At 43.7% G+C, this 13,663-nt stretch carries 12 protein-coding genes; 7 read left to right on the top strand and 5 right to left on the bottom strand.

What is annotated here, in order from left to right; translation table 11 throughout:
* Positions 1 to 118 precede the first annotated feature (118 nt).
* The 5 genes from ACFFGT_RS31865 to ACFFGT_RS31885 are packed head-to-tail and all read left to right on the top strand — an operon-like array spanning position 119 to position 4,385.
* On the top strand, positions 119 to 817 hold the full coding sequence (locus tag ACFFGT_RS31865; RefSeq protein WP_377026562.1) for a methyltransferase domain-containing protein: 699 nt from the start codon (positions 119 to 121) through the stop codon (positions 815 to 817).
* Positions 818 to 826: 9 nt separating this feature from the next.
* Positions 827 to 1,891 (top strand): sensor histidine kinase, encoded by a 1,065-nt coding sequence (locus ACFFGT_RS31870; protein WP_377026563.1) that lies wholly within the window; start codon positions 827 to 829, stop codon positions 1,889 to 1,891.
* A 47-nt stretch (positions 1,892 to 1,938) separates the two neighbouring features.
* Entirely contained in the window at positions 1,939 to 2,589 is a 651-nt protein-coding gene (locus tag ACFFGT_RS31875) for a DUF47 domain-containing protein (RefSeq protein WP_377026564.1), read from the top strand.
* Positions 2,590 to 2,610: 21 nt separating this feature from the next.
* Positions 2,611 to 3,621 (top strand): inorganic phosphate transporter, encoded by a 1,011-nt coding sequence (locus ACFFGT_RS31880; protein WP_377026565.1) that lies wholly within the window; start codon positions 2,611 to 2,613, stop codon positions 3,619 to 3,621.
* A gap of 35 nt (positions 3,622 to 3,656) precedes the next feature.
* Positions 3,657 to 4,385, top strand: a complete 729-nt coding sequence (locus ACFFGT_RS31885; protein WP_377026566.1) for a DUF4197 domain-containing protein — start codon at positions 3,657 to 3,659, stop codon at positions 4,383 to 4,385.
* Positions 4,386 to 4,454: 69 nt separating this feature from the next.
* Here the strand turns inward: ACFFGT_RS31885 and ACFFGT_RS31890 are convergent, their stop codons facing one another.
* The 4 genes from ACFFGT_RS31890 to ACFFGT_RS31905 form a co-directional block, all read right to left on the bottom strand.
* Positions 4,455 to 5,834, bottom strand: coding sequence for a carboxypeptidase-like regulatory domain-containing protein (locus tag ACFFGT_RS31890; RefSeq protein ID WP_377026567.1), 1,380 nt, complete (start codon positions 5,832 to 5,834; stop codon positions 4,455 to 4,457).
* Between the two features lie 16 nt (positions 5,835 to 5,850).
* Complete coding sequence (locus tag ACFFGT_RS31895; RefSeq protein WP_377026568.1) at positions 5,851 to 6,420, bottom strand: RNA polymerase sigma factor; 570 nt, start codon at positions 6,418 to 6,420, stop codon at positions 5,851 to 5,853.
* Between the two features lie 216 nt (positions 6,421 to 6,636).
* On the bottom strand, positions 6,637 to 8,202 hold the full coding sequence (locus ACFFGT_RS31900) for a M20/M25/M40 family metallo-hydrolase (RefSeq protein WP_377026569.1): 1,566 nt from the start codon (positions 8,200 to 8,202) through the stop codon (positions 6,637 to 6,639).
* A gap of 545 nt (positions 8,203 to 8,747) precedes the next feature.
* Positions 8,748 to 9,278 carry a hypothetical protein gene (locus ACFFGT_RS31905; protein WP_377026570.1) on the bottom strand — a complete coding sequence of 177 codons (531 nt, stop codon included), beginning with the start codon at positions 9,276 to 9,278 and terminating at the stop codon, positions 8,748 to 8,750.
* A 286-nt stretch (positions 9,279 to 9,564) separates the two neighbouring features.
* Here ACFFGT_RS31905 and ACFFGT_RS31910 point away from each other — a divergent pair, with 286 nt between their 5' ends.
* Positions 9,565 to 9,750, top strand: coding sequence for a type II toxin-antitoxin system HicA family toxin (locus tag ACFFGT_RS31910; protein ID WP_377026571.1), 186 nt, complete (start codon positions 9,565 to 9,567; stop codon positions 9,748 to 9,750).
* Between the two features lie 91 nt (positions 9,751 to 9,841).
* Positions 9,842 to 10,231: a helix-turn-helix domain-containing protein gene (locus tag ACFFGT_RS31915; RefSeq protein WP_377026572.1), complete on the top strand. Its 390-nt coding sequence runs from the start codon at positions 9,842 to 9,844 to the stop codon at positions 10,229 to 10,231.
* A 201-nt stretch (positions 10,232 to 10,432) separates the two neighbouring features.
* On the opposite strand, the gene infB is transcribed toward ACFFGT_RS31915, so the two are convergent.
* Positions 10,433 to 13,600 carry a translation initiation factor IF-2 gene (infB, locus tag ACFFGT_RS31920; RefSeq protein WP_377026573.1) on the bottom strand — a complete coding sequence of 1,056 codons (3,168 nt, stop codon included), beginning with the start codon at positions 13,598 to 13,600 and terminating at the stop codon, positions 10,433 to 10,435.
* Positions 13,601 to 13,663: the final 63 nt, after the last annotated feature.

Genomic DNA, 13,663 nt, shown 5'->3' on the forward strand with positions numbered 1-13,663 from the left:
TCAAGCGTATTGTATTACAGAGTTTGTTAATAAATTTCATCCAAGGTTGATAAATAGCTTTAATAATCAAATCATCAGCTTTTGGCTTTGTGCATTCTGCTTTTAGTTTTCATAATATATGCCCGATTTAAGTTACCGTACGGACACCCTGGAGATCATGGACGATTTTGATCTTTCACCGGCCGAAATAACGCCTGTGCTTGAAGGCCTGGGCAAGATGAACGCTTTATTTGGTGGTCATAAAAGCATCATCAAGTCATTAAAGAAGTTCGCTATAAGTAATGATTATTCTGTAAGCGATTGGGGTTGTGGCGGCGGGGATACCTTAATAGCTATCACCAAATGGGCAAAAAACAAACAAATCAACCTTAATCTTAACGGCGTGGATGCAGCACCGGCAGCAGTTAATTATGCGCGGCAACAGGCTTCCGGGTATACCAACATCAGCATTACCCAGGCCGATGTTATTGATGAAGCTTATCTTATTAAACCGGCCGATGTGATCATCTGCAGCCTGTTCACCCACCATTTTGATGATGAGCGCTGGGTTAAGCTTATTTGCAACATGCAGGCCTCGGCACAAAAAGGGATCATCATTACCGATCTGCATAGGCACTGGCTTTTATACCATGCCATAGTGTTCATAACGCAGGTTTTTACCCGCAATGCCATGGCCCGAAATGATGGGCCGCTTTCGGTTAGGCGGGGCTTTAAAAAGCACGAATTATTAGCTTTATTAAAAAAAGCACAAATTAATAACTTTAAATTAACATGGCGCTGGCCTTTCAGATGGGAGTTAATCATCTATAAATCGTAGCTTTACGCTATGAATTTGCGTGTATTGGTTTTAACAACCTCGCTTGGCGTGGCTATTACGCTATCAGCCGTTAACTTTTATTTTCAGCATAAATGGTACGATGTAATGGTTACCTTCACGGTAGCCCTTGGTGTAAGTTACTTCGTTTTTTATTACCTCATCGAAAAATACATCTACTCCCGTATCAAGCTAATTTATAAATTAATCCACAACCTCAAATTAGGCCGTGACCTAAGGGATGCCCTTGGCGAACACGTAAGCGCCAACCCTATTGCCGATGTGGAGCAGGAAGTACAGGAATGGGCCAAACAAAAAAAGACTGAAATAGACGAATTGCGTAAGCAGGAAAAATTTCGCCGCGATTTTTTATCCAATATCTCGCACGAGTTTAAAACCCCGCTTTTCGCTATACAAGGTTATATAGAAGCTTTGCAGGATGATGATTTTGAAGATAGGGAGATGGCCCGCCAGTTTTTGGAAAAAGCTTCAAAAAATGTTGACCGCCTCAGCTACCTGATCAAAGACCTTGATGAAATTTCAAAACTTGAATCGGGCGAGATGCCTATCAATTACACCAAATTCAAAATTAACGACCTGATAAAAGAGGTTTTTGAATCGCTGGAGATTAAGGGTAAACAGTACCACATTAAGCTTATATTTAAACAAAAATATGATGAGCCTATCGTAGTAAATGCCGACAGGGAAAAAATAAGGCAGGTGCTGGTGAACCTCATCGATAACTCGTTTAAATACGGCAAAGAAGAAGGCAGTACCTCGGTAAGTCTTTTTGTACTTCATGACCAGGTTTTGGTTGAAGTTACCGATGACGGCATTGGCATTGAAGAAAAGTTTTTGTCCAGGCTATTTGAACGCTTTTTCCGTACGGATAGCAGCCGTTCAAGACAGATCGGTGGCTCGGGTTTAGGACTTGCCATTGTAAAGCATATTATTGAAGCCCACCAGCAAACCATCAATGTGCGCAGTACCGAAGGGCTGGGTTCAACCTTTGGCTTTACATTAGCACGTGCCAAGCAAAGTATCCCGTTCCCGAATTTACCAGTGCTAAAAAGTTAACATTAATTTAATATAGTAACCGTACCTTTACGCAATTTCAAACTATCATGTCATTAAACAGCATATTCCAGTATTTTGTACCAAAAGATAAAAAAATCTTTTTCCCATTGTTTGAACAGGCCACGGCCAACGTTGTAGCCATGGCGACGATATTGGTTGAAGCTGTAAACTCAAACCAGGAAGCTACCCGCGAAGAGCTTTATAAACAGATAGATAAGCTGGAAAACAAAGGTGACGAATACACCCACCAGATTTACCTGGAGCTTGGCAAAAACTTCATTACGCCTTTTGACCGTGAGGATATCCACGCGCTTGCTACCGCTATCGACGATGTTGCCGATTATATTCAAGGCGCTGCCAACCGCATGAGCCTTTACCGCATTGATGATTTGAATGAGCATATCCGTAAACTATCTGACCTTATCCTGCAGGCCAGCATCGATCTGGAGAAAGCTGTGAAAGAACTGAAAGACTTAAGGAACGTGCGTAACATAGCCGATTCATGCATCAGGATCAACAGTGTGGAAAACCAGGCCGATTATGTTTTTGACCGTGCCGTAGCCGATTTGTTTCTGTATGAAAAAGATGCTATCCGCCTTATTAAATATAAAGAGATCTTAGCGGCCCTTGAAACAGCCACTGATATGTGTGAAGACGCTGCCAACGTTATGGAATCAATCTTAGTTAAAAACGCTTAAGTTCACCTTATCCTAAACTAAATGGTTACTTCCCTACTTGTAGTTATTGTTGTACTTGCCCTGTTGTTTGATTATACCAATGGCTTTCATGATGCAGCAAACTCAATTGCTACCATCGTATCTACCAAAGTATTAACACCCTTTCAAGCCGTATTGATGGCGGCAGTGTTCAATTTTGCCGCGTACTTTTTTATAAAAGATCATAAAGTTGCCAATACCGTATCAAAAATTGTACTGGAACATTATGTTACCCTGCATGTGATCCTGGCTGGTTTAGTAGCAGCCATCACCTGGAACCTGATCACCTGGTGGTTCGGGATCCCTTCAAGCTCATCACATACGCTTATAGGTGGCTTTGCCGGCGCTGGGATGACCAACGCGCTTTACATGGGTGCAAATGCACTGCAGGCAGTTGAAATGCAGTATGTACTTAAAATCATTGCCTATATCGTTCTGGCACCTTTTATAGGTTTGCTAATAGCATACATTGTTACTATTATCATATTACACCTATGCAAAAATGCAAGGCCCGCAGTTGCCGAGCGTTGGTTTAAACGCCTGCAGCTGGTATCATCAGCAGCATTAAGCTTTGCACACGGTGGTAATGATGCGCAAAAGGTAATGGGCATTTTATATGTAACGCTTATTGCTTCAAAAATAATCAAGGCCGGTGATATGATGCCTGAGTGGATCCCGCTGGCTTGCTACTCAGCCATCGCCGCAGGCACCATGTCGGGTGGTTGGAAAATTGTTAAAACCATGGGCTCAAAAATAACCAAGGTAACTCCGCTTGAAGGCGTAAGCGCCGAAACTGCAGGTGCTATTACCCTGTTTATTACCGAGCGTTTCGGCATCCCGGTTTCAACTACACATACCATTACAGGTTCAATTATAGGTGTAGGTTTAACCAAACGTGTATCGGCCGTACGCTGGGGCGTAACCATTAACCTGGTTTGGGCCTGGATCATTACTATACCCATTTCGGCACTGATAGCAGCCGGTGTATTTGCATTGTTACATTTCTTTGCATAAGCAAACCGGCAGTAATTTTGTTAGCTTTACTTACTATGAAAACAAGACTACTCATTATCCCCGCTTTAATAGCTTTTATTACATTAACCAGTTGCGATACATTGAACCAGGTAGCCAACGCCACCGTTCAAAACCAGGGGACTCCCTCCTCGCTTGAAATTGGCAACGGTTTAAAACAGGCCCTTGAAATAGGCACCGGTAAAAGTTCTGATCAGCTATCGGCTGTTAATGGTTTTTTTGGCAATGCTGCCATCAAGATCCTTTTCCCGCCCGAAGCTCAAAAGGCAGAGAAAACCTTACGTAGCCTGGGTCTGAACAGCCTTTGCGATAACGTGATCCTTTCGCTTAACCGTGCAGCCGAAGACGCTGCCAAGCAGGCAAAACCTATTTTTGTTGATGCCATTAAGCAAATGACCCTGCAGGATGTTACCAATATTTTATTGGGCAGCCAGGATGCAGCAACACAATATTTTAAACGTACTACTACAGCTAAGCTAAGCCTGCAATTTAAACCTGTTATTCAAGGCAGTTTAAATAAGGTGAACGCCACCAAATACTATACTGATGCTGCACAAGCTTACAATAAAGTTCCGTTTGTTAAAAAGATGAACCCGGATATTACCGATTATGTAACCCAAAAAGCTATCGACGGCTTATTTGTGGAGATAGCGAAAGAAGAGCTTAACATTCGTCAAAATCTTGGGGCACGCACAACGCCTTTATTGCAAAAAGTATTCGCTTTTGCTGATAAGAAAAAGAGCTAAAGACATTAAGTAAAAGATATAAAAAAGGCTGTGCCGGATAAAACCGGCACAGCCTTTTTCTATTGGAATTTATTTTTGCTTTTGAAACTTCACCTTAACCGTAACAACCTCTGGCTTGTTGTTAGTGCTGCCAACCCATGACGGGCCGTTTTTAATAAGTTCGATGGCTTTCTGATCGGCCGTTTCATTCAATCCTTTTTTAACACTGAACTCATCGGTTATACCACTCGGGAATACGGTAAATGTTACAGTTACCGTACCTGTAGTGCCATCGGGTAATACGGCATTGGTCTGCAAATATTTTTTCAGACTGCCCCAACCCAGCTGCGGATGCGCAGCCGTGACACTTGCCTCGCCAGTATCTTCTTCTCTTTTAGAAGTAGTTACAACCACTTCGCTAAGCGCCCTTGAATCAGGTTTAAGCGCCACTTTAATACTATCGCCGCGTGTGGCGCTTACCTGTCTTGGTTCGTAGCCAATATAAACCACGTCAAGCGTGGCTTTATCACCTGGTGAGCTAAGGGCAAATCTCCCGTTTACATCAGTTACCGTGCTCCGGTTGGTACCTTTGATCCTGATAGCGGCACCTATTAAAGGCGAGCCATCATCCCTTGAAATAATGGTGCCGGCAATGTATAATGATTCGGCCGCTGCTTTATTGCTAAAGCCTGGTGCCGGCGATGAGGTAACACCATCAACCTTTCCGGGTAATTTAAATTGCAGCGGGGCCTTTGCTTTGGCTACGGTGGTATTTCCCCTTAAAGAAATTACATCAGAGCTCACCGTATCTTTTTTTGTAATCGGGGCAGTATATCCGGCCACTATTCGCTCACTTAAATTAGCGTCTTCTTTTACTCCAACTTTATCTTTAACTGCCGAGGCGGGGATCGCCGGTTCCGCTAACATATTACTAACTGCCGGCGGCACAACATTATTTGCAGCAGTTTTGTTATCACCGGCCGAGATCTCCTGCTGATAAACCGAATTAGCAGAGGGCTTTACTCTTCTTGATTTTTTGCTTACAGCAATTAAAGGCGCCTGTACAGGTACCGGCGGATTCACATTCGCTTTCTTAACTGTATCGGCTGTTTTTATGGTGTCTGTAGCGGCGGCCACCAACGGCGGGGTAGCGTTCTTATTTGAAGAGATGTTATCGCTTTGCAATCCGGGTTTAGGCGATCTGTTAAGATAAAGGCCGCCCAAACTTAATGCAATCAAAACCGAAGCCGCTATGGGCCAAACAGTCCACGGTATTACACGGCCTTTATTTTCTCCTGTACGCTGCTGCAGCCTACCTGTAAGGTCGGCCAGATTTAACTGCTGGCTTGTCCCCATGTTTTCATATCCTTCCAATGCATCCATCAAAAAAGGGTCGTTTAGTGCCTCCATCTCCAGTTTATGCATAGCATGGACATCAAGCTCTCCGTTGAGATACTTCTGTATTTGCAATATATTTGCCTTTTTACTATGCACTGTTCCGTTCGAGGCAAATTTTCAAATTTCTTTTACCGTTTTGGATATAGCTCTTTACCTCATTTAAAGTATACCCGGTTATATCGGCAATTTCTTTATAACACTTCTCTTTTAAATAAAACAGGTCGATACTTTGTTTTTGTCCGCCGGTAAGCCCTGCTATACAATGTTCCAAAGCTTTTAGTGCTTCTTCCCTGTTATTATCATCAGGATGCAAAAACGGGGTAAATTCCATAACCTCATCTAAATTAACCAACTCCATTTTTTTACCGCTCCGCAACTGCATCAGGCAATAATTGCGCCCAAGTACATAAACCCAATTCCTGAACTGGTTAATTTCGTGTTTTTTAACCTTATCAACCAGTTCCTCAAAAATGCCCATTACCGCATCCTTGGCCAGTTCCTCATCCTTCAGATATTTAAGACAAACGCCGTAAACAAGGGACATATATCTTTCATATAAGCTGCCCAAAACTGTTAGGTTACCGCTTGCGCGATAATCACTAAGTAGTTCCTCGTCTGTTGATTTCCCTGGTTTTTTGGGTTTTATAAATAGGCTCATTAAACACACAAAATTAATTTATTAAAATGGTTTATGGAAATTAAAGCTCACAGACTGCTCTATTTAAGGAAATTAACTGCATAATAAGATGTTTTTAACATAAATTTTATAAACAAGGCCCATTCAATTACACAACAATTAAGAATAAAAAATGAGCTTAAACTAAAAAAGCGATGCCCCTGAGCATCGCTTTTACTATAAATATCCTGACAATTATTACCTGGCCGGTTGTGGTTTTGGCAATTCCTTGCGGGGGATCATTTCGGCACGTTGTGATGTATGGTAAACAAACGAAGCAACAATTGTAGCAGCCTGTTTCAGGTCGTCTTCAACAAGACGGTCGTAAGTATCCTGGTTGCTGTGGTGAGTACGTGTACCATAGTCTATTGCATCCTGGATAAACTGGAAACCCGGAATACCCACTGCATCAAACGAAAGGTGGTCGGTACCGCCGGTATTGCGGATGGTAAGCGTGGCAGCGCCAAGATCTTTAAATGGCTCAAGCCAGGCTTTAAAGATAGGTGCAGCAGCCGAATCGCCCTGTAAATATACCCCGCGGATCTTGCCGGTACCATTATCTAAATTATAATAAGCCGAAAGCTTTGCCTGCTCAGGCTTTAGTTCCATAGTTTTGGGGTCGCCGAAGTGATTGGCTACATACCCGCGCGAGCCAAATAAGCCCTGCTCCTCCGAACTCCACAAAGCAATGCGGATGGTGCGTTTTGGCTTAAAGTTGATGGCTTTTAAAATACGCATAGCCTCCAGCATCACCGCGCTGCCTGCTGCATTATCCGTAGCGCCCGTAGCCCCATGCCATGAATCAAGGTGGCCACCGATCATTACTACCTGGTCTTTCAATTTTTTATCTGTACCGGGGATCTCGGCAACTACATCATAACCTTGCAGGTCATCAGTAATAAATTGTGTTTTGATCTCAGCTTCCAGTTGTACCGGCTGTCCGCCTTTTATCAGGCGTAAAATGCGCTGGTAATCTTCGCTGCTTGTTTCAAGTTCGGGTGCTACTGCTTTAGCGGTATCAGCATATGAAGCGCCATTGGTAGTAAACACTGTACCATCGGTACCGCGGGCCTGACTTAATACCAGCCCTGCTTTTTCATCAACCAAAAACTGGCTTAATGCCGTTCTGAAAGCACGGAGTTTACGGAAAGCAGCCATTTGAGCGGCATTGGGATCTGCTGCATTTCTGCGCGGACCGGCAGGAGTAGCCTTAGCGTTGGCCATTTCGGCAAGTTCCTCATCGGTATAGCGGGCAGCATCAACCTTCCAGGTGCGTTCTGTAGGGGCCTTGGTATCAAATATTACGATCCTGCCTGCCAGCTTACCTTTGTATTGTTCCAGCTCTGCTGCCGAATCGGCTTTGATCAGCATTACTTCCCCTTTGATCAAGCCGTTTGTACCCGGTGTCCAGGCTTTAGGGATGGCGATGATAGCATGATAGTAAGGAACTGTAATAGCCGCATAATTTTTTTGAACCTCCCAGCCTTTACCAAATTTACCCCAGGCTTCCAGTTTGGCGTTGGCCATACCCCAGGCTTTAAGCTGATTAACCGCCCAGTTTTGAGCGCGTTTTAAGCCCGGAGAGTTGGCCAGCCTTGGGCCCGAAACATCCGTAAGGTAAAAAGCTGTTTCCATTACTTTTGAATGGTTAAGGCCTTCTTCCCTGATTTTTTGAACCATGTCAGCGTCAACAGGTTCCTGTGCAAACGACGGTACTGCAATACCTGCCGTGATTAAGCACGAAAAGAGTAGTTTTAATTTCATATACAATAAATTATAAGATCAGTTAAAACAAACCTATTTATTATAAATTAAAATCGGGAATATATTGTGTTAACAAAGTTGTTACATGGGATTGAATTACTAAAGTCTCTGGCCGGAGTTACATAGCATATGGTAATGCCGGATATTGTCTTTGCAATTGTACACCCCGGTCAATGCTATTCCCCTGTTGGTGTTCAACTTTGAAAGTGTGAACACGTGATATTTTTTTATAAAAATAAACAATTGATAATCAGGAATTTACAATTTATGAAAAATCCAAAACAGACCACTATGAACAAATTTACATTGATAGTCAATGGGTTACAAAATCTGAGTTTAAAAAACTGAACACCCTGTTTTTAAAAGTTGAACACTGACAAAATATTGACAGTAACTTCAACCCGAAATAAAGAAAGCATTCTGCTTGTGCGCTTTAGACACTCACGGTATTAATTCTCTTTTCAAGACTTACAAAATTAAGCTAAAAGCTTAACTCATTTTAGGACGATTTACGCTATCGCTAAACTTCGACCAGTTGAGGAAGTTTAATTGGCATTCATAATTACCGGGTACTTTTTTGTTCCCACTTGCTTTTTGTCATCTATGATCATTACAAGCTTACCTCGCAAATCGATCGGCCCCTGCCTCGGTTCGTAGGTACGTTTCATAGTGCCCGCCTGCCCGTTATATTCAATAACTACAGCCTGGGGCCGTTCCACTTCCCTTTTTAACATGGCCTGGTCTGTAAGTGCTGTAGTATCCGGGCCTTCATTATAACTGATCAGTTTCCCGGTAAAGTAAACCATCTTGCGGCCCAATATGATATCCTTATCAATTTTCAGGCGCTTGCCATCAACCTGTTTCTTTACAATGATAGTTAACAAATGATTGGGGAACCTGTTCCCAATGTACAGATACAGTAAATTGGTGCGGGAATCAAAATCAATAACCTGGCATTTTAAAACCACTTCTTTACCGATATTAGTACTGATATCTTTAACGAGTATGGTATCTGCGGTTTGGGCAACTGCTGCAAAGCATGAAAAAAGAAGAATTGTAAGGACTGTCCACTTCATGGTGATTGTTTGTTTAGGAGAGAATTTATAACGAACTATATTGAAGAATGTTATTATAAGATTTCAATAGCTGTTAAATAATAAAAGTATTCACACTCGTGCTTCGGATTAATATAAATACAGAACGGGTATTACTACTGCAGTTAAGCTGAAAGCTTAACCCATTTTAGGACGAAGTTACGCTAATAGCTAAACTTCGACCAGTTGAGGGTAAACAATAGTTCACTTTTAACTTGACAAGAAGTGAACTATTGTTTACCTTTAATAGTATATTAAGAAAGGAGAAATGAAATGCTCAGAATTACTTAAACTTATTAAAAAAGCTGGATGGTATGAAGTTCGGCAGACGGGGAGTCACCTTATACTGAGGCATCCCGATAAAGCAGAAAACCTAATTTTTCCAAATCACGGGAGTGCTGAAATAGGAAAAGGGTTAGCGGAAAAATTAAAAAAGCAGGCGGGGCTTAAATAGTCTCACATTTTGCAGTCTTATAGGTTTCTTGTATCCTTATTACAAGTGCAAATCCGGCGTTAAGGATAGATGATTTAATACTAAGTGCATCATGAAGAACCACACATTCACCGTTGGCAAAACCAATACTGGCTTTGACGGATACTATGAAGAAAATGATTTAATAGTGGCTGTCACAACAGGTAACAATATAGCCGAATTAAAAAGGAATGCTTTAGAGGCTTATAATTTACACGCTGAAGAGTCAAAGAAAAAGCCGGCTACAATTGATCAAATTGCATTTAAATATGATCTCGCATCATTCTTTGAATTTTATAAAGAGATCAATGCTTCAGCTTTGGGACAACGTATCGGTATGCAGAAAAGCTTATTGTCTGAATATATTAACGGCAAACGTACCCCTTCTGAAAAACAGGTAAGCAGAATACTAAACGGGATCAAGCAATTGGGTAAGGAATTGAGCGAATTAGAGTTAGTATAAATTACGGCAGTTAAGCTGAAAGCTTAACCCATTTCAGAGCGAAGTTGCGCTATCGCTAAACTTCGACCAGTTCACCAGTTTCCGAACCCAGACTTACGAAGTTTAAAAAACTTCGTAAGCCTTCTTCCGATCAATAATGCCCCAACAAAAAAGGGCTTACCTTTTACAGATAAGCCCTTTGATATTTTGAAGCTTGGTGTTTTAAGCCAGCTTGCGTTTAACTTCTACGTTTTCGTAAGCTTCAACAATGTCGCCTACTTCAATGTTGTTAAAGTTGTTGATGTTCAAACCGCACTCGTAACCGGCGCTTACTTCCTTCACATCATCTTTATAGCGTTTCAGTGAGGCCAGTTCGCCTGTGTAGATTACCACACCATCGCGGATAATGCGGATCTTGCTGTTACGGTTGATTTTACCATCAAGCACCATACAACCTGCAATAGTACCCACCTTGCTGATCTTGAAGGTTTCGCGGATCTCAACGTTAGCCACAATCTTCTCTTCAAAGGTTGGTGCAAGCATACCTTCCATCGCCGCTTTGATCTCGTTGATCGCGTCGTAGATGATCGAGTAAAGCCTGATATCAATCTGCTCGGCTTCGGCCAGTTTACGGGCACCGCCTGAAGGGCGTACCTGGAAACCGATGATGATAGCATCAGATGCAGAAGCCAGCAATACGTCTGATTCGGAGATCTGACCTACGGCTTTCGATATGATGTTCACCTGGATCTGCTCGGTCGACAGTTTCAGTAATGAATCTGACAAGGCCTCGATAGAACCATCCACGTCACCTTTAACAATGATGTTAAGCTCCTTGAAGTTACCAACTGCCAAACGGCGGCCAATTTCATCAAGCGTGATGTGTTTTTGTGTACGTAAGCCCTGCTCACGTTGTAATTGTAAGCGTTTGTTGGCAATTTCACGTGCCTCAACTTCGCTTTCAAGCGCGTTGAACTTGTCGCCTGCTGTTGGTGCACCCTGCATACCCAAAACCTGTACCGGTGTTGAAGGTCCTGCCGAATCCACACGCTGGCCACGCTCGTTGGTTAACGCTTTTACACGACCGCTGTAACAGCCTGCCAGTATCGGATCGCCTACTTTTAAGCGGCCTGCCTGTACAAGGATGGTGGTAACAATACCACGGCCTTTATCTAATGCAGCCTCAATAACAGTACCTACGGCACGTTTGTTAGGGTTAGCTTTAAGTTCAAGCAATTCGGCTTCAAGCAATACTTTTTCCAGTAACAGATCAACATTTAAGCCGGTTTTGGCTGATATTTCCTGCGACTGGTATTTACCGCCCCACTCTTCAACCAAAATATTCATGGCCGAAAGTTGTTCCCTTACCTTATCGGCATTGGCACCCGGCTTATCAATTTTGTTAAAGGCGAAGATGATAGGAGCACCTGCAGCCTGCGCGTGGTTTATGGCCTCGCGGGTTTGCGGCATCACGCTGTCATCGGCAGCTATTACTATAATTACAATATCCGTAACCTGTGCACCCCTGGCACGCATAGCGGTAAACGCTTCGTGACCCGGTGTATCCAGGAAGGTGATCTTTCCTTTATTATCAGGTAATGTTACTTCGTAAGCACCAATGTGCTGGGTTATACCACCCGCTTCGCCGCCTATTACGTTGGTTTTACGTATAAAGTCGAGCAATGAGGTTTTACCGTGGTCAACGTGGCCCATGATGGTTACGATAGGGGCGCGTGCCACCAGATCGGCCGGATCATCAGGCTGGTCAAGGTTGGCTTCCTCATCCTGCGGTTTAACAAATTCAACCTGGTAGCCAAACTCGTCGGCCACAATTGAAAGTGTTTCGGCATCAAGCCTTTGGTTAATGGACACGAACATACCCAGGCTCATACAGGTAGATATAATCTGTGTTACAGATACATCCATCATGCTGGCCAGCTCGTTTGCTGTTACAAACTCAGTAACCTTCAATACTTTTGATTGAAGTTCCTGTTCCATTGCCAGTTCTTCGGCTGTTGCAGCAACATCATCACGTTTTTGACGACGGAATTTAGCACGCTGTGCAAACTTGCCCGACTTACCTGCGCCGCTTAAGCGTGCAAGTGTAGCCTTGATCTGGTCTTGTATATCCTTTTCTGAAGGTTCTTCTTTAGGGCCGCTGTTTTGAGGAACATTGTTGTTACGGTTGTTCCTGAAATCCGGACGGTGGCCACCGCCGCCGCCGCCTTGTCCCTGACCTGGCCCGCTGTTTCCAGGGGCACCGTGTGTACGGTTCCTGAAATCCGGACGGTTAGGGTTAATGGTACCGCCGCCGCTTGGCTGCTGACCTTGCGGGTGATTACCGCCACCACCGCCTTGCTGGCCGTGAGGATGGTTACCGCCGCCGCCCTGTCCTTGCTGTGGATGCGGGTTGCCCTGGTTATCTTTACGCTTACGTTTGCGTTTATGATCGGCCGAGTTATTATTTGAATTTGATGATGAAGCTACCGGGTTGCGTTTTGGCGCATTAACCGGCAACTGGATCTTACCAATAATGTTTGGTCCTGTTAAACGCTCTGCTTTAGCACGGATCACATCCGGTTCCTGACTTTCGTCAGGTGCAGGGGCAGCCGGTGTTTCTGCAACTACCGGAGGTGTTACAACCGGTGGTGCTTTTTCAACAACGGGTGGTGCTGGCGCTACAGGCGCTTTCGGCTCTTCCGCTTTAGGTGCTTCAGCAACCGGTGGTGCAACAGGTGCAGCCGGTTTTGGTGCCTCAACCTTTGGAGGTTCGGGAGCAACCGGTGCTACTGGTTTTGGCGCTTCAACTTTTGGCTCGGCAGGTGCCGGGGCCGGTGCTGGCGCAGGTGCCTGTACTACAGGCTCAGGCTGTTTAACAACTTCCACTGGTTTTTCCGCAGGTTTTTCTGCCTGTGGCTGTGGCTTAGCATTCAGGTTATTAAGGTCAATTTTACCAACTACCTTAACACCAGGTAATACGTCATTGCGCTCATCAGAACGTGCAGGTGCTGCTGGCGCTGCCGGAGCAGCGGGTTCGGCCGGTTTTGGTTTTTCAACCTGCGGCTGTGCAAAATGCCCTGTATTCTTGATCAGTATCTCTTCGTTCTCAAAATCGCGCGAACGGCGGTTCTCAACCGGCTTTTCAGGAAACTGTGCAGCAGGCTCTTCTTTCCTTATCTTTCCGATACTGATCTGCTTAGCTTCCTCCTTAATACTTTTGTCAACAGCAAATTCCTTTAACAGGGCATTGTACATATCGTTATCCAGCTTGGCCATAGGATGCTTGTCAACCTTGTATCCTTTGGTAGCTAAATAATCGACAAGGGTACCCATGCCAATGTTCAGTTCTTTTACTGCTTTAATTAATTTTATGGATTTGTCTTCTGACATTTAATATTACTTACTTTCTCTGCTTATTCGGGTGCAAAAATACGATTTTAATTTTGCTTATTA

The sequence above is a fragment of the Mucilaginibacter angelicae genome, assembly GCF_042434235.1.
GTDB lineage: Bacteria > Bacteroidota > Bacteroidia > Sphingobacteriales > Sphingobacteriaceae > Mucilaginibacter > Mucilaginibacter angelicae.